This window comes from Thiomicrospira sp. ALE5 (assembly GCF_900112445.1).
Classification (GTDB): domain Bacteria; phylum Pseudomonadota; class Gammaproteobacteria; order Thiomicrospirales; family Thiomicrospiraceae; genus Thiomicrospira.
Genome location: NZ_FOYY01000003.1, coordinates 72,131 through 94,078, shown reverse-complemented (window position 1 = coordinate 94,078; position 21,948 = coordinate 72,131). Strand labels below are relative to the sequence as shown.

Here is a 21,948-nt window from a genome sequence, read left to right as displayed (position 1 = left end):
GTTACACCCTGCCATAATAAGTCGGTCCTGGTTCAAGGGGAATTCCTGCTCAAGAACGCGCTCCTTGCACGTAATTAAACAGGGCTTCTATTGCGTCACTCGAATCTAAACGTATGCCCTCTCCGACATCAATTGTAATAACCTTTATACCATTCGACAAACTTGGCGATGCCGTCTTCGATGCTGGTGGCGGGTTTGAACCCGGTATCCGCAATAAGATCGTCCACATCAGCATAGGTGATTGGCACATCGCCCGCTTGCATGGGTAGTAGGTTTTCATTGGCTTTTTTGCCGGTGGCGGTTTCGATGGCGCTGATAAAACGGCGCAGGGTTACGGGTTGGTTATTGCCGATGTTGTAGATTTTATAAGGTGCTTGCGCATTGGTTATAGATTGCTTCGCTTCGCTCGCAATGACTCGGGCGCTGTCATCGCGAGGCTGAAGGCCGTGGCGATCTCCAGATTGCTTCGCTTCGCTCGCAATGACAGAGGGTTCGCTCTCTATGAACGGGGGACGTTCCATAACGCGAGTGATGCCTTCGACGATGTCGTCAATATAAGTGAAGTCGCGTTTCATGTCGCCGTTGTTAAATACGTTGATGGTTTCTCCCGCTAGGATTTTTTTTGTGAAGGAGAAATACGCCATATCGGGGCGTCCCATTGGGCCATAGACGGTGAAAAACCGTAAGCCGGTGGTTGGGATGCCGTAAAGGTGACTGTAGGTGTGGGCCATCAGTTCGTTGGACTTTTTGGTGGCAGCATAGAGGCTAATTGGGTAGTCCACGCGGTCTTCGGTGCTAAAGGGCTGTTTGATATTCATGCCATACACGGAGCTGGAGCTGGCGTAAACCAGGTGTTTAACTTTGGCGTGACGACAGCCTTCTAGGATATTGACAAAGCCTACTAGGTTGGAATCGACATAGGCGTGTGGGTTGTCGATGGAATAACGCACGCCGGCTTGCGCACCAAGGTTGACGACGATGTCGAATTGATTTTCAGCGAATAGCTGTTGGATGCCTGCGCGGTCGGCGAGATCGAGTTTTATGAAGGTTAGGTTTTGGGAGATTGCTTCGCGGCTTGGGGATTGCCGCGTCGCTGTCGCTCCTCGCAATGACAGGCTGGCGTCATCGCTCGCAATGTCGCTAATATCTAAACCGAGCGCTTTGAGACGGTCGAGTTTGAGCTGCGGGTCATAGTAGTCGTTTAGGTTGTCGATGCCGACTATGTGATGACCGTAGAGTTTTAGGGATTGAATCAGGTGGTAGCCGATAAAGCCTGCTGCGCCGGTCACGAGAATGTTTAATTTTGAATTTTGAATGTTTAGTTTCATGCTTTTAACTTAGGTTCGTTTTGTTTGTACACAAGAAGAATAATGGCATACTCAGGTTCCAATAAATATAAAACTGAATAGCCGCTAACCACAACTCTACGGCAGCTGATTTCTTCGATTTGAATCTGCACACCTGCTTCTGGAAACGTTGTTAGCAACTGACAAAGGGACGCACGAAAATCATCTAGGTGCTTTTTAACAAAGGCTTTTGATTTTGTTTGCCCTATAAGATAGTGGGCAATCTGTTTAATTGATTCGCGCGCTTTTGGGGTATAGCGGATTTGTTTCAAACTATAAACCTAACTCGTTATAAACAGATGCAAAGACTTCATCTTCAGTTATAAGCTGCCCATCTTGATATTGGTTATAGCTTTCACGTAAATCACGCATCATTTTCTTTTTTTGCAAAAAAGCGATGAAAGCAGGATCATCAGACAAACTTTTATCTTGATAAAGTTCCTTAACAAGCGATTCAACACGCGGATTATCAATTGTTAATGCATACATGATCTTAATCCTTAACTATCAACCTAGTCTTTACCGAATAGGTCTCTAGTATACACTTTGTCTTGCACATCCTGCAGGTCGTCAACTAGGCGGTTGGCGATGATAACGTCGCTTTGGGTTTTGAAATCTTCGAGGTTGCTGATGACTTTGGAGTGGAAGAAATCGGTTTGGCCTTGTTCGGTTAAGACCGGTTCGTAAATGACCACTTCAATGCCTTTGGCTTTGATGCGCTTCATCACCCCTTGGATGGCGCTGGCGCGGAAGTTGTCGCTGCCCTGCTTCATCACCAGTCGGTAGATGCCGACTTTTTGTGGCTTGCGCTTGATGACTTGGTCGGCGATAAAGTCTTTTCTTGTGGTGTTGGCATCCACTATCGCGGCAATCAGGTTTTGCGGCACGTCTTGGTAGTTGGCGAGCAGTTGCTTGGTGTCTTTTGGCAGACAATAACCGCCGTAACCAAAACTGGGGTTGTTGTAGTGGCTACCGATGCGAGGGTCTAAGCCGACCCCTTCAATCACTTGACGGGTGCTAAGGCCATGGGTTTCGCAGTAGGTGTCGAGTTCGTTGAAGTAGGCCACGCGCAATGCCAAATAGGTATTGGAAAACAGCTTAATCGCCTCGGCTTCGGTGGAGTCGGTAAAGAGTACCGGGATTTCTGCTTTCGGTTTGGCCGCCCCTTCTAACAGAAGATTAGCAAAGACTTGCGCGCGTTCAGACTGCTCACCCATAACAATGCGTGATGGGTGTAGGTTATCCCAAAGGGCTTTGCCTTCGCGAAGAAATTCGGGCGAGAAGATTATGTTGGGTTGGTGAGATGATTGCTTCGCTTCGCTCGCAATGACATTGTTTTTTCCTGTCATCGCGAGGCCGGAGGCCGTGGCGATCTCTAGATTGCTTCGCTTCGCTCGCAATGACAGGCCGTTTGCAAATTTTGCCTTGACTGAATCGGTGTAGCCGACCGGGATGGTGCTTTTGATAATCATCGTGGCGTTGGGATTAATCACCAGCACATCGGTTATCACCGCTTCCACCGATTTAGTGTTGAAGGTATTGGTTTCGGTGTCGTAGTCGGTTGGGGTGGCGATAACGACAAATTCCGCGTCCTTATAGGCCTGCTGCTTGTCTAGCGTCGCGGTAAAGTTGAGCGGTTTATTGGCTAAAAAGTCTTCGATTTCGGCATCGACAATCGGCGATTGCTTGTTGTTTAACAAGTCGATTTTTTCTGGCACGATATCCAGTGCCACTACCTCGTGATGTTGTGCTAATAATACGGCTAGTGACAAGCCCACATATCCGGTTCCTGCTACAGCAATTTTCATAATTATCTCTTTTTATTTAGCTTTATCAGTTTGCAGGTAATTGTTCACGACGCTTACGTACTGCTGAGCGAATCAAGGCAATAAACACCCCTAACATGCCGCCCAGGACAAAGGCGACTGCAACAACAAGATTACGTTTTTCTAACCCTGACTTTTCATTAATCACAATGTCGCCTATTTGCGAGGTAGGGCTTATTATTTGAATGTTTTGCAAATTTGCTAATTTTTGTTCGTGACGCGCTTTAACGTCAGCAAAGATTTTTTCTAAGCGTTGCTTGGCACTATTTGGATCTAAATCAGTTAATCCTAAGTTAATCAAACCTTGAGTCCCTCTTGGCACTGTCGCGGTCACGCTAGAAAGACGGCTACTCACTTGAGCTAAATTATCCGCAGATTCAATAAATTGAATAGCCGGATCTGACTTATTAACAAACTGAAAACTCGCTAGCTCAATAAGAAGTGAGCCATTAAAAGTGTTAGGCTTACGATCGATATAAGTAACATAAACAAAAGCAATCACTGGCAGCAAAACAGCTAAGGTAAGTATTAATATCTTTTGATCCCAGAGGTTTTGAAAGAGTTCAAACAAGTCGATTTCATCGTCATATTGGTTAGGAACTTGAGCGGGTTGTGGGCTTAAAGAATTAGGTTCTGATTGGGACATATTTAGGGTCTCTAAAGTTGATTGGAATGAAGCGGATTATAGCGACCGCAATCGTCTTTGCAAGTGTATAAAAATTTTACATCAGTAACATTACGCTAGCGTTTTAAACACCCCTCGATAGATAACCTTAAGCTTTTTTCAAATTCCTGACTATTCACATTGGGAGCAAAGTTTTTAAGATACTCTGAGTGCACCCCTTCCACACGAACTGGCATCGACTTAAGCCCCGATTCACGTGCTATTGCAAAACGATGAAAACCACTTTCACCTTTAAGCATTTGACCCGCTGGCCCAATATATACTTTCGCCACATTATGAATGGAATCAACTTTGAAACCTTCGTTAATTAAGCTTAGGTAAAGAGGGGTAACATACCCATCAAAAAATCCGTTAATCTCATCAAGGGTTTTCATAATGATTTTTTTATGTTTAGCGTAACCCTTCTGTTGTAATTGTTTTTCTAACAATTCATACCAATCACTATAGTGATACTGCAGTTTTTGGTCTAATAAATTCTTAACCAACTTATAACGCAATACATCTTGCACTGGCACGACTTCTGTTGCAAACGTATGCCTATCAAAAACAAAAGGAACATTTTTTTCGATGCGAGTGTTTAAGAAGTTAGCTATAAATCGTGGATAGCGTTGTAGGTTATCATTTTTTTCTTTTATATATGGAAATGAAGATTTTGGTGCGTAAAACTCAATACAAGCAGGATCAACCCAAAAAACGTGCTGTTTTAATTGCTTAACTTGTTTAGTATTCATGATTTTTAGCTACATCCGACGTCATACGCTTTAACGGGTCTGAAGGTTCAAAATATGCTTTGAGAACTGACAAAGCAAAATCTTGGGATATTTTACCGGCTGCAACGAGTGGCCAGCCTGCTACATCCTTGTCTGAAACAATTCTGGTCATGTTATCGCGCATCATAACGGGAATATGACTATACCCTAATGCGGCAAGGGCAGCTGCACGGTGCTTGGCGCCATTAACATAAAACTTGTATTGGCCTTGATATTGCAGGAAAAAACCATCAATATGCCCAAACTTATGCGGTAAATAGCCTTGCATACTGATACTTTCATAGGTCTGGGTGACGCGCTGGTATTCCAACTCAAGTTTTTGAGGCGAAACTGGACCATAAAAAGAAGCCCCATGCTTTGCACTTAGACCATTTTCACCTGATGGGATTTTTGATTCACGCAAAAACCAAGGTTCATCATACGGCTTTAAGTCCGCACCCAACACATTATCTTCAATACTTACACCATACATGTCAGCAAGCGATACCGGACAAAACGATTGATAGAAGCTATCAAAGTAATCACGTCTCCCAGTTTTTAACAATGAAACAAATGGATGATAATCAGATGCATAATGATGTGCGCCCGGCATCACCAACATTTCCACGGGTAAATGCATAATAGGTAAACGCCCCACCCAGTAAGGTAATTGTGAAACCTGGTGCTCTGCATTTAAAATCTCGACTAATTCAGCTTTATTTTGCCTTTTAGTCATCCCATCTAGGATAGACTCTTTCGCCGCGTCAATTTGCAAACTGGGTTTTTTATCAAGGCGATTTATTTTTTTCTGAATTTTACTAATTAAGTTCATTGTGACTATCTTGTTGTTGCCAATTTTTGTTTGAAGCCATGACGACTAAAAATGTCATTAAGAAAAAGAAATGCGCAATGCCGGCACTTAAGTTAAGAATGGCCTCACCTTGCATGGCTAAAAAATAGGCAATCGTTACTAGAAAGCCCATCACTGGCCAAGGCGATAACAGTTTTGAGTCTGTATGAGATTGCAGCTTGTTTTTTCGAACACGGCTGAAAAAGTACCAAAACAAGAACCCCATCGTGATTGCAAGCCCAATAAAAGCTAAGACACCTCGCGTGTATGCCTCTTCCACAAATTGATTGTGCCTATGACCATACAGTACATTCCTGTTACGTCCAAAGCGTTCTTGCATAATTTGCCGTGTTGTCACATCCATGTGATCTCGGACATTTTCTAAACCGACCCCTCGCAGCGGCTCCTCCTTAAAACCAATCCAAGCAGCCTCCCACATAACAAAACGCCTTCCAATACTACCTGCATGTTCATTATTCACATAGTTCTGAATATCAGTTTTACCCTGCATAACACGTTTTTCTACTACATCATAAGCACTTATAGTCAATATAAATATTGATACAAAAAAAACCAGGCCTCCTATCACTATTTGCTTCAAAGACAAAGTATTGGAACGTTTAAGATAGTATAAATAAAATAAGGACCAACCCAAAACAGCCTCTGGAAATCCTAGCCAAGCTGAACGAGTTTGCGACATAAAAGCACCTAACACAGCAACAAAAAACGCAAGCGTGAGCAAAACAATGGCTAAAGATCCTGTCCTAAAAGCCCAAATATAGCCACCCAGTAGCACAACTGCCATGAGCATGCTATAAATTCCAAAGCGCAGTGGATTAGTAAAAGTTGTTCCAAATCGGGTGTCTGTAATTTGGTCGAAACTTTCTAGATGCCATACTTCATAACCAAGATAAAAGGCAATCGCACCCGTTCCGACAATAACCCCCCACCAAACCTGATTTTCGGTTAAACGCAACTGCCAAAACATAATAAAAACATACAGCACGACAAAAATGACTGCTAATCTTCGCTGCAGCAACCACTGGCTTTGTTCACCAAAATCATCATGAAAAAAGACAGGCATTGTTGTTAACACAACAAATAAACCTATTGCAACCCAAAACCATAGCCATGGCAGGTCTTTTATTTCAGAAAAGGGCCTTCTAAATATTGCGACATAAATAATTGATAACAATAAAAACAATGATTCAAATGAAAAAGGGCCTGGCAATAATACAACCCAAAAAGAAAAGGCAACAAAGAACACTTTTAAAAAATTGACGTACTCGATTTTTGATGCTGCTTGTCTTATTGCCAGAATTTTTTTATCCATGGTGATTTTTTCCATTGCTTATAAGGCTTATCTGCGACATCTTCAGGGTTAGGTAAACCGTGAAATATAACGACACTCGCACCTTCAGGCACCTTTGATTCACCGCTAGGCTTTAGCCAACCCTTTTTCATCAACCTTTCACCAACGCCCAACCATGAGTCGCCCTGTGCTTGGCAATTTTTCTTGAAAGATACGATCAACTGGTCTGGAAAGGTTTTGGCGCCGGGAATCACCATACCCAACCAATCCTGATCGCCATCAAGATTATTCAAAACCCATTTTTGATTGTAAACAAACGCATCCCAAATAAAGGGAACACTACCGGCTTCAAATCGAATGACTGAACTGTTAAAACGTGCATTAAGACGTTTGCCGCGAGATTTAATCGTGCAAAAACTGCCAGGCTCATAATTAACAACCGGATCTAACGAACCTGTAATCACCACATCTAAGTCGAGATACAAAACTGTACCCGTTAAACCATAACAATCTGGATGAAAAAGTGATAGCTTGTGCCACCACCCTTCTAACTCAGGGTTTTTAAGCTCTAAAACATCAATCTCTGGGTAAAGGCCTTTTGAATTTTCAGTAATACAATGAAAAGTGAAAGGAACGGAAATATTTACTTTTACCATTCGGTACAAGCGATTTACGTACTCTGTAGAATACTTAGTACCCCATTTGAGACAGACTATATTTATCATAAAAACCACCTGTGGCTGTATTCATTGTAATACTCTTTCAATAAAAATGCTTTGACAGATCTATTATATCTGTAGGCCAAAAATATAAAAATTTGTAAGGTTACAACATGGTCATCAGCTATTTCGAGCTCATGAATAAGTGTTGAAACATCCTTTAAACCCAGTCTACCTTTAGAAATTTCGACACTGAGATAATATGATATGTCCGAATGTATATATGAATAACCAAAGTCATCAAAATCAATAACAAAATCACCTATGATATTTTTTTTATTAAAATCACCATGACAAACAACAACAGGAGTATTTTTAATCATGTAACTATAATACTTATTAAAGTTTAGTAGCTCTTCATTTTTTAAAAATTTTCTTATATTATCCACACCCTTGTTTAAGCGTCTATTGTTTTCTAAAATATTGGATGATAGTGGGATATCTACAAGAAAACCATTGTATTTTTTTAATATATCAAAATTACTAAGTTCCATACAGTTACTTATATATTTAAAATATAAAGCAGTTAAAAAATCTCCAGAGTAAACACGATATAAATTTTGAACTTTCAATGAATTAATTCTATTAGAGAAGTTTAAATGAAAACACTTAGATCTCCCTAAGCTTTCCGAGTTAGTCAAGTATATTTTTTCTACATATAGCTTCCCATTCACTTTTACTAACCTTTTTACTCCTAGCTTATCTCTTCCACTAGAAAAACCCAGAAATGAATGATGCTGGAAGTTGTTAATAAGTAAATTCCCATCTAAAGCATTCACAACTTTTATAAATTTTTCTGGCGAAAGAAACTGATACTTCTCAAGCGCTTTATTAAGGTAATTTAACCTTTTCACTGGAGTCAACAAAGTTGAAAACTTGATTTTAAGGCTAAAATTTAAATGTCGAATTTTTTGCAACAAGATACTAAGGTTCATCTAAATCTTTACTTCCAATGCATTAAACTCTCCCCAGACGTCATCCACATTCATCTGACTAAAGCATACCTGTCCACCTTCACGCGGACAATGGGTTTGCATGCAAGGTGAGCAAGCTAAATCAAGCCAAAGCGTTTTAGTTCGCTGACCTGTGGCTGCAGTCAGGTGCGGGTTGGTTGGACCAAACAAGCAGAGTGTTGGTTTGTTTAATGCGGCTGCTAAATGCGTCAGCCCTGTATCGACACCGATAATTCCCCGCGCACCCGCTAATAACTTCGCCCATTGTTCCAGCGATTGTGCCGGTAAAATCTCGCCCCAGTGGGCCTGCTCTATCATCGCACTCACCTGTGCTTGCTCTTTCTCCCCCACCCAAGGCAGCAGCACCGGCAGGCTTGCTTGTTTGGCTTTTTTGAGTAGCTCAATCCACATCTCGATTGACAAGTGCTTGGTGGCCCAGGTGGTTGCTTGGCAAAAAACTAAATAATCATCCGTTTGTTGTTGCCAGCGTTGATTATGCTCATCAAGTTCAATGTGCGATAAGTCCAAGCCGTAATCAAGATTACAAGCTAAGTTTGCTGTATGTTGCTCAGGGGCATAATCATACCCTAGACTCAATGCTAACAACTTTCTTGAACGATCAATAGCATGCAATGAACGCGATACGTAATGTGCATGGTCAAAGACTTTGGCAATACTTGCATCGTGAGCGGTATTAGCGGTTAAGCCATGTTTAACGCCTTTTGCGAGTTTGGCAACTTTTGCGCCTTTTTTAACATACTGGTTTTCAATGACAGCGTCATAATGCGTGCTTTGTATTTGCTGCCTAAAATCTTGATATAGCTTTAATGACGCTAGTGAAAAACGGTTTTTATTAATTGCGAGTCGCGGATTAACAATCACCTGATTAACCGCCGGGTGGAGTTTGGGTAAATCTTTAAACGGCGCTTCGACCACCCAATCAAATTGAATACCGGGTAAGGCTTTTTGGGCATCGGTTAGCGCTGGAAAGGTATGCACGATATCGCCAAGCGATGACATCTTTATCAGCAATATGCGTTTAGTCATCAAGGTGTACCTGTTTAATGCCTAGGGCTTGACAAAATCCTTGCATAGCCTGGGTATGCTGGGTTTGTACCCCCGATAGCCACTGGCTATTAAATCCAAAGTAATGCGCCAGTAAGGTCGTGGTGGACAGGTCGCCAATAAATTCGATGCCTTGGTCTTGCCACAAGCTTAACAATACTTCGAAACTCAGTTGGTCGTTTATGCACTGCACCCCAAACTGCGACACGAGGTTTAACTTATCCTCGCCTTGTGCGACGGGATGATACTTTACCGCAATACGCTTGTTCTGTTGTTGCAGCTGTTTAATCAATTTTGTTAAACGGCTTAAATAGTCAGGTGTCGTTTTAATCAGATTATGATTAGGCAAAGCAATGAGAATATCCGGTGCATTCGCTTCTATGAGTGCTTTGGCGTGCATACGAATGAGCCGTTGTGCTATGGGTGCAAAACTGTTTAAATCTTTACGCGCTAGTGAGATATTTTGTGGTGATTTGCCCTGTAGCTCAGAGTGCGCATAGGATGGATACATTAAGCACGCCTGATCAATCCATTTGCTCGCCCCTATTGTACTAGGGCTGTCATACCAAAGCCCATAGCTGAGTTTTTTAAGGCCTTGATCAATAATACGTTCATGCCAGGATTTTGAGGCTGCGCGCCCCAAATAACTAAACACACCATCATCAAGTGCTATTGCTAGTTGGCTACTTGAATTTTGTGGTTGTTGTGGTTTTTGTGCTTGTTTAAGCGTTCGCAATACATATTGACCAAACACACTACGGTCATTGCCAATAAACACTTGTTCAAACTGCAGTTCTTTTAACATGCTTTGGGCTTGGTTAAAATCCTGCTTGCGCTGCTGGTATTTTTGCCAACCCTTAAGCTCACGCCCCGCCCAAAGCTTTGAACTCAGAAAAGGCGTATCAACTTCATTAAGTAATGGGGTAAAGGCTAAAGGTTGTTGTGTATATTGATCAATTAACCAAAGGTGGGCATCACGCTGGGGTTGATGTTTAGCGGCCAGCAGCCACGCCCAAAAGAAGTGAAGCGTTGAAGATACCAAATATAAATCGGCTGGTCGTGTTGATTGAGGCATTTAGGGTGTTAGGCTTGTCAGGTTGTCTATTATGTTAATGTCAAATTGCTCAAAATAAGGTCTAAATTGCTGGGCGTAGGCATCATTTGGATCAAATACGCCGGTGACACTTAAATCATTGCGCAACCATTTAGCCGTGAGCAGTACCGTTGAAATATCACCGACTATCTGAGTTTGCGGCGCTAAATCGGCTAGTAAATACTCAAACGCTAAACTTTTTGGAATCAGTGTCACATTTGACATTTGTGCTAACTGAAATTCATCATCTAGTGATTGCCGCGGGTGGTATTTTACCGCAACTTTAGCCCCTTGCTCGGTGATTTGGCGCAAATAGTTTTTGATGGAGGTGGCGTAACCCTTCATCTTAGCCTGATCTGCTGGATGTGGAAGCAGCAATAATAGACTGATGGCTTGTAAATCTTGGCTAGCCAAGTCGGTTCGGACCAGTTTACTCAATGATTGAATTTCAGGCGCTTGAAACCATTCTGTTGGCAGTATGTTCAGTTGTTTGTTGGCTAAAAGCGGATGTGCCTGCGCTGGCTTGAATAACCAGGCCTGGTTAATCCAGTTTGATGCGCCAATGGTTTTAGGTTCTTGCCACCAGAGGCCATAGGTCAGTTTTTTTAACAGTGCGTTTAGCGTATCTTTCAGTGGTTGTTTGGGCCAACCGGCATAGGAATAGAGTCCATCATCAAGATACCAGCCCAGTGTTTGGGTGCCCTGCTGACGCATCCTATGCATGGCATATTGAAACTCAATACGACGGTCACTGCCGGTGGCGATAATATTGGGCTGAAACTCTGCAAGGCCTTGATCAATTGTTTGAAAATTTTGCTTGCGCTCTGTGAGTTTAGCGCGCCCCTTTGCCACGCCAGGCAATATTTTAATGCTTTGAAAAGGCGATTCTGCCCAACTTTCAAGTGCTTTTAAGTAGGGATTATTTGCTAGGTTCTTTTGGTCAATGAGCCAAATTTCAGCGTGAAACTCAGCCCCCTGCTCTTGACGCAGATGACAAGCGAGTGCAGCCGACACCAAAATATTGAGCGGGGTAGAGGGAAGAAATAAGAGCCTAGACATATTTGTTTTAATAAATTGTAATTTTTCAGTATGGCGTTAGAATTGCATCATTCTAACAAATTATGATGATTCAAACGATGTCAACAATGCCATTACCGCCCTATCCCAGCACCATGGAGCTGGTTAAAAACCTGCGTCAGTATGAAAATATTGGCACGCTTTACATTCAAAACCACATTAGAAACTGGCAGTTACAAAGAGGGCGCTTTAGGTGGCCGATCCAAAGTTTATTTCATCCTGTGTATATTAAACCGAATGCGGTGGTCGGTATGATGTCGGACAAAAGTTTGTCCAAACGCGGTAATTTTTTAATGAGCAAGCTGGGTTCATTTCAGGATGGTGATTGGGATCAAACTGCGACAGCCTTGAATCAATGTGGTTTGTATCTTCGCTTTAAACAGCATTTTGTAGATCAGGTGCCTTGGGAAGAATTAGCAGACTTTAAGCAGCTTAATAGTCCAGCTCAGCAGCAGGCGTTTTTAACGCGTGGTCGACAGATAGACGAGTTGTTTTTTTCTTTAAAAGAACATGGCTGTCAATGGTCGCCAGATATTTTGCGGGTTAATATTGGTCGTGATGGGCAAGTGATTCGAAATTCGCGTGGGTTACATCGCTCAATTCTACTACAAATTTTGGGGCAAAAAACGATGCCGGCTTACATTCACGTAATCCACAAAGCGTTTGATATGTCACAACTTGACAAGATTATTTTTGATCAGGCAAAGCCTCATTAAACTCCAACAAATTTATCTTATCTAAAACATCATCCACCCCCAACCCTTGAAGTGACGCGTGTTCTTGGCCTGGTTTAAACTGCTTGATATATTGCGGGGCTAAAGGCGAACAAAGGTGCGTGACCATTTGACCCTGTGCACCAACCAGCTTAGGGTCGGTGACACGATAGAGCACAACCAAAGGTACGTCTAACGCGGCGGCTACGTGCGACAAACCGGTATCGACTGAAACCACGGCTTTAGCGTGTTTAAGCAAACGCGCGACTTCATTAAGTTTTAAAGATGCAGGCGGACACCAGGCCTGGTGTTCGTTTAAACCTTGCGCCAAACGTTCGGAACGCGCTTTTTCTTCGGCGTTCCCCCAGGGCAAAACCACCTTTAAACCTTGTTGATTGAGTTGGGTGATAAGTGCCTGCCAATGATCTTCCGGCCAATATTTAGTTTGCCAGGTGGTGCCGTGCAAACACACTACATACGATTTCGATTTCGATTGTGGATTCGGCCCTTGCTCTAATGGCAACCAGGCCTGGTGGTTTAAGCCATATTCAATTGGCGTATTTGGCAGCGGATAATCGAGTGCTTTAGCGAACAACTCGCGTAAGCGAGTTATGGCGTGCTGATCTTTTGCGACGTTGATTTTACGATCATAGAAAAAACTCGCCAGTCGTTCGCGTGCCGATGACCAATCTAGCCCAGCTTTTAGCACTTTCTCCGGCGCATTGATTTGACGTGTAACCCAGGCACTTTTTAATAAGCCTTGCGCATCTAAGACCAGATCATAGCGCTGTTCGTTTACCTTGTTAAAGAAGGCATTTTTTTGTGTGCGCGTCTGTTTTGCAAACGGCTGCTTGCGCCACTGACGCAGATTGATCAGCAAAACACGGTCAACCACCGGGTGCCAGAACGGAATTTCCGCAAAGGCTTCTTCCACCACCCAATCGACCACCAGGCCTGGTATGGCGTGCTGTGCATCGGTCAAAGCAGGAGAGGTATGAAACACATCCCCCATTGACGACATCTTGACTAGCAATACTCTCACGACAAGCAACTATGCAACATCTTGAACTTTTTGAAACTGCATCATATTTTCAATGCTTAAGTGATAGTCAAGACTAGTCCACTCGATTCCAGTGTCATCACAGATAAACACATAGCGTTTCAACTCGTTAAGTGAGGCTTGCTGTAGCTCTGGGTACCAACTAATAGGCGTTGATATTCTTCGGCCATCTATCAGATCAACGTGCAAAAACTGATCATCGATATGCACTTCCTTACCGGCTAAACCATTCATACCACTTCTCCAAAAATTCTTGCTGATGCTGATTAACTATTTCTAAGACTTTCTTTAGTTCTGCTGGCTTAAAACTCGAACTGACCACTTCTAAATTTTCAAGCTCAATTTTAGCCCAACTGCCTCCTTTTAACACATGAACATGCGCAGGCAAGTGGTCATTTGCATAAAAGAAAAACTTAAACCCATCGAAATTTAACAGTGTTGGCATCTTTTAATCATCGACTAAAATCTAAGAAATGTTTGTTTTCGGTGAGCCAGCTGAGGTATTTGTGCACCCCTTCAGCGACGGTGTGGAATTTGTCGCTATAACCGGCCTGACGCAAACGCGTATTGTCGGCTTGAGTAAAACTTTGATAAGCGCCCTTTAAGTGTTCCGGGAACGGAATATATTCAATCTGCCCTTTGCCGTGGAAGTTGATGACCGCTTCGGCAACGTTTTTAAACGGCTCGGCTGCTGCTGGACCGAGATTAAAGATGCCGGATTTATGCGGGTTTGCCATAAACCATAAATTGACCTTCACCACGTCCTCAATATAGACAAAGTCGCGGGTTTGCATGCCCGGGCCATAGCCATCGTACTCGCCAAACAGTTTGGGATTTTCACCGCGTAAAATTTGGTTATGCAGTTTAAACGCCACGCTGGCCATATCGCCTTTGTGTTGTTCACGCGGTCCATACACATTGAAATAACGAAACCCAGCCACTTGGCTTTGTGCCTGAGGCAGAATTTGGCGCACATATTGGTCAAACTGAAACTTTGAGTAACCATAAACATTGAGCGGCTTTTCATATTGACGCTCTTCGATAAAGGTTGGGCCATCACCATAGGTGGCGGCTGAAGATGCATACAGAAACGGGATTTTGCGGTCTGAACAAAAGTTCAACAAGTCTTTGGAGTACTCGTAGTTATTATCCATGACGTATTTGCCGTCCCATTCGGTGGTGGCGGAACACGCACCCTCATGGAAAATGCAGTCAATCTTTGGCAACCCTTCTTCGGCAAAAATACGCGCTTGAAAGTCTTCTTTATCCAGGTAATCGGCAATATCGCAATCGGCAATATTGATAAACTTTTTACCGTTTTTAAGATTATCCACCACAATAATATCGCTACGCCCTTGGGCATTCAGCGCCTTCACAATGTTGCTGCCAATAAACCCTGCCCCACCAGTGACTACGATCATGTTACATCCTGCTTGTTAAGTTAATTTCTATTAGTTTTGTATAGCCTATATTTTAGCACTTTAGTGCACATGTCGCTCCAACCATTCCAATATGCTGGCCAGCATCTCCATGGTGATACGCTCATTAATCTTGCGCGCATACAACACGGCCATTAAGAACATCATGTTGATTTTAATCTTAAGCTTGAGGTTTTCTGGGTAATGGACTAGCACATTCTGTTCAATTACCTGCTCTAAGTGTTCGATAGAGTAAATGTTTTGCACCTTAGACAATAGCAGTGCCATGTCGTAACCTATGGGGTAGTAGCCTAGATTATCCCAATCGATCACCCAGCCTGCGGATGACAAGTTTTTACCATGAATATCACCATGACACAGTTGTTTTGGATGCTGGTTAACAATCGCAAGCTGGTGTTGCAACCAGTGCAGATTGAATTCAAAAGTTACATATTTGTTTAGTTCCTGCTCAAAACTTGCCAATCGTTGCAGACACGCATTAAATAGCGGAATCGCTGAGAGTTGATCTAAGTTTTCTGGTAGAGTTTTGAGCAATTCCGGATAGTCTGATGAAATGCGCCATAGCTCCTGCTGAATTGCGACGCCTCGCTGCAACAATCGCTTTTTAGCTTGAATATCATCAAGCGGTTCATTGATAAATTCAAAATACGCTGCAACAAGATGCACCCCTTCTTGGGCGTTGACCAATGTGGGTAACTTAATGACCGCTGGATTAAGGATAGGTTGTAGATGAGCATATAACCAGGCCTGCAACTGCCAATCACGACTGGTTTTTAAGTAGATTTTTTCAAACAATTCGCCAGTGTCATTAGATTCAATTTTACGATATACGTTAAGGCTATCCATGCCATGCCCTCGCCCGTAAAAACAGGCCTGAGCAGAACTCAATTGAATCTGAGCATCATAGTCATGCACGGCCTGCTTAAATCTAGGCATATCATCAAGTATTTGTGCCATGTCCGTTGCATCTTTTAGCATTAACCAATTTTCAGGCGCGGTTGACATGGCCGATTTTAAACGGTCACTACCATGAGATTTGATCCATACTATGAGCTTAAATGGGTCATCATGCTGCTTTTGAAAAGCTAGTAGATTTTGGTAGCTTGGGTCATCAACCAAGGCTTCAATAAAAGAATCTAATGTTTTTAAGGTTAAAGGCTGTGGGTTAGGTAAGCGATATTTTGCATAATAGAATTTGGCACGACCAACAACATAGCACCGTAGCCTTGTTAAAAGCCTTAAAAGGGAAGTCACTGTCGCCATAACTCAGTCTATTACCTTTTTATTTGTAAAAACGGTAGAATAAGCGAGTTTTTAATTGAATAGAACCCTATTGATGTCATCTTCTTCTCAGCTATCCATTGGTCAACGCATTCTAGCCATTCTTCATGCGTGGTTTATTGACCATGAACTGCTCCGCAAAGTCTATCGTAATTTTTACCAATTAAGCCCAGAAGCTTACCGAAGCAATCATCCTTCTGCGGGATTTATTAAAAAAATAAAACGCGAGCACGGTATTAAAACTATCGTAAGTTTGCGTAAGGCGAACCGGTCTGGGGCTCACTTACTTGAAGCTGAAGCATGTGAAAAGTTTGATGTAAAACTTGTAAACATTAAACTTTCTTCAAGACGAATGCCAAAAATATCTGAACTTAGTGCCTTAAAAGCAATGTTTGATACAGCCGACTACCCTATTCTTATGCATTGTAAGTCGGGCGCTGATCGTGCAGGCTTAGCTAGCGTGCTGTACCGTATTACACGTTTGAAAGAGCCTGTTTATGAGGCTCGCGCAGAATTGGCTATCAAGTATGGCCATTTCCGTTGGGCCGATACAGGTCGCTTAGATTATTTTTTCGATTGCTTTGAAGCCTTTGCCGCCCAGCATCCTGAAATTGAATTTTGGCAATGGGTCGAGCAACATTATGACCCAAGTGAACTTGCTAAAGACTTTAAAAGCCAAGGTTGGGCGAATTTGATTGTCAACGGCCTTTTACGTCGCGAATAGCTGGGTCTGCTCATGTACGATAAACAATCATTACGACTCTATGGCAAGCTATTACGCTATATTGTTCCGTACAAATCAGCCATTGCTCTAACCCTTTTTAGTCTAGTCATCATTGCTCTTTTAGAACCTGCAACGGCTTATGTGTTAAAGGATTTGGTCGATGTTGGCTTAATTGAACAAGATCCTAATAGCTTTGTGATTCTGCCTTTTTTATTGGCCTTGGTATTTATTTTTAAAGGGGTATTTGAATATATCAGTAAGGTTGTGAGTCAATGGATTAGCGAACGTGCTACCCTACAAATCCGTCATGACATGTTTGAGAAATTGCAATTTATGACGTTGCAAAGTTTCCAAGAAACTACATCCGGCCACTTGATGTCAAAAATCACCCACAACGTATCGCAAACGAGTCAAGCCTTGGTGAATGCATGGGTTATTCTAATTCGCGATACCTTAATGATTATTGCACTGGTCGCCTATATGCTCTATGTTTCGTGGGAGCTGACCTTGCTGATGTTAATTATTGCCCCAGTGGTCGCCTTCTTGATTAATAAAGCCAGCCAACTAATGCGCAAGTACAGCCGCAAATCGCAAGAAAATATGGGGGCAGTAACCCAACAACTCGAAGAAAGCATCCATGCACATAAAGATATTAAAGTCTATGGTGCTGAAGGCTATGAGATCAGTCGATTTAATCGAGTACTTGCCAAACAAATGCAGTACAACATTAAACAAGTTCGCGTATCAGCATTGAATGTGCCTTTGGTGCAGGTGATTGCAGCCATCGCTTTATCCTTTGTAGTTTATTTTGCAATGAAACTGGCCGCAGATGGCGCCTTCACACCCGGAGAACTGGTTTCTTTTATCTTGGCCATGGCGTTAACTTTTGACCCCATTCGCCGTTTAACTAGCGTCAATATCACGCTGCAAAAAGGTCTTGCGGCCGCAGAAAGTATTTTTGACTTTCTAATCATAGCTAATGAAACCAACACCGGCACCCAAAAACCACCGGTTAAAGGCGAGTTGCGACTTAATAACCTGGTGTTCCACTATGACACAGCCACAACTCCGACCCTCAAAAACGTTAATTTAACCATCCCAGCCTATCAAACCACCGCCTTAGTTGGGGCGTCGGGGAGTGGCAAAAGCACACTTGTTAATTTAATTGCCCGCTTTTATGCCCCTAGTAGCGGGGAGATTCTATTGGATAACACCCCGCTCTCTGAAATTGAACTCAATTATCTGCGCTCGCATATTGCCTTTGTAAGTCAGCATGTCGTGCTATTTAATGACTCGATTCGCGCTAACATTGCTTATGGTCATGATGAATTTGATGAAGCAGCGATTATCCAAGCCGCCAAGGATGCGCATGCTTGGGAGTTTATTGAAAAGCTGCCCGCAGGCCTGGATACCATTATTGGTGATAATGGTGCACTGTTATCCGGTGGCCAACGTCAGCGTATTGCGATTGCGCGGGCCTTTTTGAAAAACGCACCCATATTAATACTGGATGAAGCTACCTCGGCGCTGGATAATCAGAGTGAAGCGATGATTCAACAGGCGATGGCAAAGCTGCGCCAAAATCGCACAGTGATTATTATTGCTCATCGCTTAAGCACCATTGAACAAGCGGATCAAATTGTGGTGCTTGACCAGGGTGAATTAGTTGAACTAGGTACCCATAGTCAGCTTTTGGCTAGACAAGGGGCTTACGCAAGACTTCAGCAGCAGGGTGAATTACAGGGAGATGGCTCGCGTGAGTGAGTTGTTGCGACAATTTAAGGCACCCCAATACTGGGGCATTTGGTTAGGTGTCGGCTTGCTTTGGCTATTGAGCAAGTTGCCGCTTAAATTGCGTTACCGCGCAAGTGAATGGCTTGGTTTAGTGCTGTACGCCCTAGCCCGTTCACGACGCCGTTTGGTTTTGGCCAATTTAACGCTCGCCTTTCCTGAAAAAACGCCACTAGAACGCAAAGCCATTGCACAAGCACACTTTAAATCGCTGGGGATCCAAGTGTTTGCTGAAATGACTGAAACCTGGTTTGGGCCCTATCGCAGTGATCAACGCGAAGATAGATTAGCGGTTGAGTTTGAGGACCTAGAACATCTTGAGGCAGCGCGTGAGCAAAACCAAGGCTTAATTATACTCACCCCGCACTTTACGCATTTAGAAATTACAGGCTTAATCATTGCGCGTCTAATGGATATACACCCTATTTATCGACCGCATGATCATCCTTTAGTGGATGCGCTGATTTTACGAGGCCGCAGCTTCCAAATTGGTGAGCATATCACCGCACCCGTCAGTGCCAACGATACCCGCAAGATGATTAAACTATTACGCCAAAAACAGGCACTCGGCTACTTACCTGATCAACGCTATCGAGGCAAAGGCCATGTCACCATTCCATTTTTTGGCCAACCAGCCAAAAGCCATACCGCCACCTCAAAACTCGCTGCACTGACCCATGCCTTAGTGGTGCCAACCTTTACCGAGCGGCGTTACGACCCGGTTCGCTTCCCAAAACAAGGTTGGTATTATGTAGTGAAGTTTTATCCGGCGTTAGATGCCTTTCCGAGTGGCGATGAGGCTCAAGACACGCAACGTTTGCATGCGCTTTACGAACATGAAATCAAAAAAAATCCCAGCCAGTACTTGTGGGTACATAATCGCTGGGATTTATCTAAAGATCAAATTACTCAGTTAGTAAAGTCTAAATATTAAACCCTGAATAATCATCTGTCTCTGTGCAATCTAATAGACTAGTCGTGTGGCCGCACGCTTAACTTTGCTTCATTCATTTCATAAATACCCAAGCCAATCCCGGATACCTTAACTAAGTCTTGAATAGACTCAAATGGGCCATGCATCTCCCGATACTCGACTATCGCTTGCGCCTTGACCATACCGACTCCACTTAATGCCTGCGCCAATTCTTCGGCACTGGCTTGATTGATATTAACACTGCTCATGGCCAGCGCTAACCCAGACCCTGCCATTGAAAGACTTAACACCAGCCCTGCTAACAACTTTTTCATTATGATACTCCTACTAATAATTAAACAGTGGACTCTATAAGAATCGACTATATATTAGTAAAAATACTTAAGTATAAACAGCGAACACAAAGAGTAAAGTAATAAAAAACACGCATTATGACGTATTTATTTTCGATTCTTACGCGTTCGAGCCTTGCGCTCGGTATCCCTCTGGGCTTTTAATTGCGCTTTTTCAGCCTCAGCTTGCTGTGCCCGAGCCACTTCTTGTACACATTGCGTAGGCGTTTCGTAAGTTAAACGGCCAAGCTTACCATCACGCACTTCATTGACTAACAAACGACACACCTTGTCCCAATCCACACTCCCCGGGCGTAGCATACTGCCGCGTTTTTGGGCAATTTGAGTTAACAAGGCTTCGTCTTGCTCTTCTGGCAGCAGGCCTGCTAATGGCATTAAATCGACCCCATAACGCGCTATTAGCGCATCAGGGTAAGACTGGATTAAAAATTGCGCGGTAAATAAGCCAAGATCGATATAGTCGTAGGCCGTTTCTTTAATTGCGCCACTAATCGCTAAGCGCAAACCTGCTTCAGGCGGGGTGAGCTTGGGCCATAGAAAACCGGGCGTATCGGTTAGTGTGAGGTTATTAGCCAGTTTGATTTTTTGTTGCGAACGCGTTACCCCAGCTTCATTGCCGGTTTTAGTCATTTTTTTGCCGACCCAAGCGTTAATTAAGGTCGACTTGCCGACATTGGGGATGCCCATAATCATTACCCGGCCACCGCGAATCGCTAAATCTCGCCCCGCTAAGGCTTTATCAATCCGCTGATATATCGGAGATAAGGTGGTCGGGTTCTTTTCGCTAATCGCCAAAGCCTGCACACCTTGCTGGGCTTCAAAATAATCTAACCAGGCCTGCGTTAGCTCAGGATCGGCTAGATCAGCCTTATTAAGCAATTTAATGCAGGGCTTCTCGCCGCGCAAACCAGCAACAAGCGGGTTCTCACTGGAAAACGGCAGCCGCGCATCGAGGATCTCAATAACCACATCTATTTGTGGCATAACGTCAGCAATCTCTTTGCGGGCCTTGTGCATGTGCCCAGGGAACCAATTAATCATCGACGCGGTTCATAACCTAACTTGGCTAAACGCGTAGTTAAACGCGCCACATCCTGCGCATCAGCTTGAGATAAATCTTCATATAGTTGATTATAACTGTCTTTAACAAGCTTATCTAATGCACTGATTAAGAACACATTTCTAACCGACGAATTTAATACTTCACGATCACGCGGCTTGGCAAAAAACAACTCGTTAATTTCAGCGTCTTGGTCCAGTATCTGCTCTACTTCATCTAACAGGCCATTTAAAAACGGCACTGTTTCATAAGGCCAGTAAGGACGCCCCCAGCCATTTTCATAAAATGCCATTCGATGCGCGATGGCTAAATTAAACGCATCGGTCATGCCTTCTAAGCCATAGTTAGGGGCATCATTGCGTGCACGTTCGATACGTTCTGGTGCCAAAATAGGCGCATCGGATATCCAACGACCATACACAATCCAAGTGTTATTGCGCTCAATGTAGTGATATTGCCCCGTGCGATAGGGCATCACTGAGTCACGCGGCACCACAAACTCTAAATTCGCCTGACGCAAGCTAGTGGTATCCTCCCATAATTCCCAACCATCGCCATAGTCACTGGTTACATTAACCGGCACCGGTGTGCAGAAAGCACCATAATCATGCCCTTCAACAAAATCCATCACCTGTAACTGATAATCACCGTCATCGTTGATATGGGTAATACGGCCAATAATAAAGGCATCATCCCGTATTGTGGTTGAAGGCAAGCCGACGAAGACTTGATCACCCACTTTAAACTGATCAAAATGTCGGTCAGAGGCGGCTGTATTGATGGGTGCATTCGGGTTTGCGACCGCATTCGACGCGGTCAAAGGCATCATACTGGCTTGAGCCAACAGCAGGCCTGCTGCTAAGGGTGATAATTTTTTTAAGGGCATACTATCCTCTCACTATTTTATTCGATCAAGCG

General features: G+C 43.4%; 25 protein-coding genes. 4 read left to right on the top strand and 21 right to left on the bottom strand.

All coding sequences use genetic code 11. The features are described from left to right. Nucleotides 1-128: 128 nt before the first annotated feature. From BM293_RS00515 to BM293_RS00460, 13 genes are all read right to left on the bottom strand, one after another. Nucleotides 129-1,328, bottom strand: coding sequence for an NAD-dependent epimerase (locus tag BM293_RS00515; RefSeq protein WP_093446042.1), 1,200 nt, complete (start codon nt 1,326-1,328; stop codon nt 129-131). Then, nucleotides 1,325-1,618, bottom strand: coding sequence for a type II toxin-antitoxin system RelE/ParE family toxin (locus tag BM293_RS00510; protein ID WP_093446040.1), 294 nt, complete (start codon nt 1,616-1,618; stop codon nt 1,325-1,327). The genes BM293_RS00515 and BM293_RS00510 overlap by 4 nt, the downstream gene beginning before the upstream one ends. Nucleotide 1,619: 1 nt before the next feature. Beyond that, nucleotides 1,620-1,835 carry a hypothetical protein gene (locus BM293_RS00505; protein ID WP_093446039.1) on the bottom strand — a complete coding sequence of 72 codons (216 nt, stop codon included), beginning with the start codon at nt 1,833-1,835 and terminating at the stop codon, nt 1,620-1,622. 23 nt (nt 1,836-1,858) lie between these two features. After that, entirely contained in the window at nt 1,859-3,154 is a 1,296-nt protein-coding gene (locus BM293_RS00500; RefSeq protein ID WP_093446037.1) for a nucleotide sugar dehydrogenase, read from the bottom strand. 25 nt (nt 3,155-3,179) lie between these two features. Next, nucleotides 3,180-3,743, bottom strand: coding sequence for a YveK family protein (locus BM293_RS00495; protein ID WP_159428437.1), 564 nt, complete (start codon nt 3,741-3,743; stop codon nt 3,180-3,182). Between the two features lie 170 nt (nt 3,744-3,913). Next, on the bottom strand, nt 3,914-4,588 hold the full coding sequence (locus tag BM293_RS00490; protein WP_093446034.1) for a hypothetical protein: 675 nt from the start codon (nt 4,586-4,588) through the stop codon (nt 3,914-3,916). Continuing rightward, entirely contained in the window at nt 4,578-5,438 is an 861-nt protein-coding gene (locus BM293_RS00485) for a hypothetical protein (RefSeq protein WP_093446032.1), read from the bottom strand. The genes BM293_RS00490 and BM293_RS00485 overlap by 11 nt, the downstream gene beginning before the upstream one ends. Next, the gene (locus BM293_RS00480) at nt 5,425-6,804 is read right to left on the bottom strand and encodes an O-antigen ligase family protein (protein WP_093446031.1); all 1,380 of its coding nucleotides are present in this window, start codon (nt 6,802-6,804) and stop codon (nt 5,425-5,427) included. Before BM293_RS00480 ends, BM293_RS00485 begins: the two co-directional genes overlap by 14 nt. After that, nucleotides 6,765-7,424 carry a hypothetical protein gene (locus BM293_RS10155; RefSeq protein WP_159428436.1) on the bottom strand — a complete coding sequence of 220 codons (660 nt, stop codon included), beginning with the start codon at nt 7,422-7,424 and terminating at the stop codon, nt 6,765-6,767. Before BM293_RS10155 ends, BM293_RS00480 begins: the two co-directional genes overlap by 40 nt. A 65-nt stretch (nt 7,425-7,489) precedes the next feature. After that, entirely contained in the window at nt 7,490-8,422 is a 933-nt protein-coding gene (locus tag BM293_RS00475; protein ID WP_093446030.1) for a phosphotransferase, read from the bottom strand. Beyond that, nucleotides 8,423-9,487, bottom strand: coding sequence for a lipopolysaccharide heptosyltransferase I (waaC, locus tag BM293_RS00470; protein WP_093446028.1), 1,065 nt, complete (start codon nt 9,485-9,487; stop codon nt 8,423-8,425). Beyond that, on the bottom strand, nt 9,480-10,580 hold the full coding sequence (locus BM293_RS00465) for a hypothetical protein (protein ID WP_093446027.1): 1,101 nt from the start codon (nt 10,578-10,580) through the stop codon (nt 9,480-9,482). The genes waaC (BM293_RS00470) and BM293_RS00465 overlap by 8 nt, the downstream gene beginning before the upstream one ends. Further along, nucleotides 10,581-11,657: a polysialyltransferase family glycosyltransferase gene (locus BM293_RS00460; protein ID WP_093446025.1), complete on the bottom strand. Its 1,077-nt coding sequence runs from the start codon at nt 11,655-11,657 to the stop codon at nt 10,581-10,583. It abuts the gene before it with no gap. Nucleotides 11,658-11,719: 62 nt separating this feature from the next. On the opposite strand from BM293_RS00460, the gene BM293_RS00455 reads away from it, so the two are divergent. Further along, the gene (locus tag BM293_RS00455; protein ID WP_093446024.1) at nt 11,720-12,391 is read left to right on the top strand and encodes a hypothetical protein; all 672 of its coding nucleotides are present in this window, start codon (nt 11,720-11,722) and stop codon (nt 12,389-12,391) included. On the opposite strand, the gene waaC (BM293_RS00450) is transcribed toward BM293_RS00455, so the two are convergent. Genes waaC (BM293_RS00450) through BM293_RS00430 form a run of 5 tightly spaced genes read right to left on the bottom strand, consistent with a single transcriptional unit; the run spans nt 12,363 to nt 16,150 of the window. After that, on the bottom strand, nt 12,363-13,430 hold the full coding sequence (gene waaC, locus BM293_RS00450) for a lipopolysaccharide heptosyltransferase I (RefSeq protein ID WP_093447802.1): 1,068 nt from the start codon (nt 13,428-13,430) through the stop codon (nt 12,363-12,365). The genes BM293_RS00455 and waaC (BM293_RS00450) overlap by 29 nt on opposite strands. A 9-nt stretch (nt 13,431-13,439) precedes the next feature. Beyond that, the gene (locus BM293_RS00445; RefSeq protein WP_093446022.1) at nt 13,440-13,682 is read right to left on the bottom strand and encodes a DUF2442 domain-containing protein; all 243 of its coding nucleotides are present in this window, start codon (nt 13,680-13,682) and stop codon (nt 13,440-13,442) included. Next, on the bottom strand, nt 13,663-13,893 hold the full coding sequence (locus BM293_RS00440) for a DUF4160 domain-containing protein (RefSeq protein ID WP_093446021.1): 231 nt from the start codon (nt 13,891-13,893) through the stop codon (nt 13,663-13,665). The genes BM293_RS00445 and BM293_RS00440 overlap by 20 nt, the downstream gene beginning before the upstream one ends. 7 nt (nt 13,894-13,900) lie before the next feature. Continuing rightward, nucleotides 13,901-14,869 (bottom strand): ADP-glyceromanno-heptose 6-epimerase, encoded by a 969-nt coding sequence (rfaD, locus tag BM293_RS00435; RefSeq protein WP_093446019.1) that lies wholly within the window; start codon nt 14,867-14,869, stop codon nt 13,901-13,903. A gap of 60 nt (nt 14,870-14,929) precedes the next feature. Continuing rightward, nucleotides 14,930-16,150 (bottom strand): phosphotransferase, encoded by a 1,221-nt coding sequence (locus BM293_RS00430; RefSeq protein WP_093446018.1) that lies wholly within the window; start codon nt 16,148-16,150, stop codon nt 14,930-14,932. Nucleotides 16,151-16,223: 73 nt separating this feature from the next. Here BM293_RS00430 and BM293_RS00425 point away from each other — a divergent pair, with 73 nt between their 5' ends. Genes BM293_RS00425 through BM293_RS00415 form a run of 3 tightly spaced genes read left to right on the top strand, consistent with a single transcriptional unit; the run spans nt 16,224 to nt 19,617 of the window. Further along, nucleotides 16,224-16,892, top strand: a complete 669-nt coding sequence (locus tag BM293_RS00425; RefSeq protein WP_200770579.1) for a fused DSP-PTPase phosphatase/NAD kinase-like protein — start codon at nt 16,224-16,226, stop codon at nt 16,890-16,892. Nucleotides 16,893-16,904: 12 nt separating this feature from the next. Next, a complete protein-coding gene (gene msbA / locus BM293_RS00420; RefSeq protein WP_093446015.1) occupies nt 16,905-18,656 on the top strand; it encodes a lipid A export permease/ATP-binding protein MsbA in 1,752 nt (583 codons plus the stop codon). Continuing rightward, nucleotides 18,640-19,617: a lysophospholipid acyltransferase family protein gene (locus tag BM293_RS00415; protein WP_093446013.1), complete on the top strand. Its 978-nt coding sequence runs from the start codon at nt 18,640-18,642 to the stop codon at nt 19,615-19,617. The genes msbA and BM293_RS00415 overlap by 17 nt, the downstream gene beginning before the upstream one ends. 38 nt (nt 19,618-19,655) lie before the next feature. Here BM293_RS00415 and BM293_RS00410 read toward each other — a convergent pair whose 3' ends face one another. From BM293_RS00410 to BM293_RS00400, 3 genes are all read right to left on the bottom strand, one after another. Further along, nucleotides 19,656-19,931: a ComEA family DNA-binding protein gene (locus tag BM293_RS00410; RefSeq protein WP_093446012.1), complete on the bottom strand. Its 276-nt coding sequence runs from the start codon at nt 19,929-19,931 to the stop codon at nt 19,656-19,658. Nucleotides 19,932-20,057: 126 nt separating this feature from the next. After that, nucleotides 20,058-21,011, bottom strand: a complete 954-nt coding sequence (ylqF, locus tag BM293_RS00405) for a ribosome biogenesis GTPase YlqF (RefSeq protein ID WP_093446010.1) — start codon at nt 21,009-21,011, stop codon at nt 20,058-20,060. Continuing rightward, on the bottom strand, nt 21,008-21,916 hold the full coding sequence (locus BM293_RS00400; RefSeq protein ID WP_093446009.1) for a hypothetical protein: 909 nt from the start codon (nt 21,914-21,916) through the stop codon (nt 21,008-21,010). Before BM293_RS00400 ends, ylqF begins: the two co-directional genes overlap by 4 nt. Between the last annotated feature and the right edge of the window lie 32 nt (nt 21,917-21,948).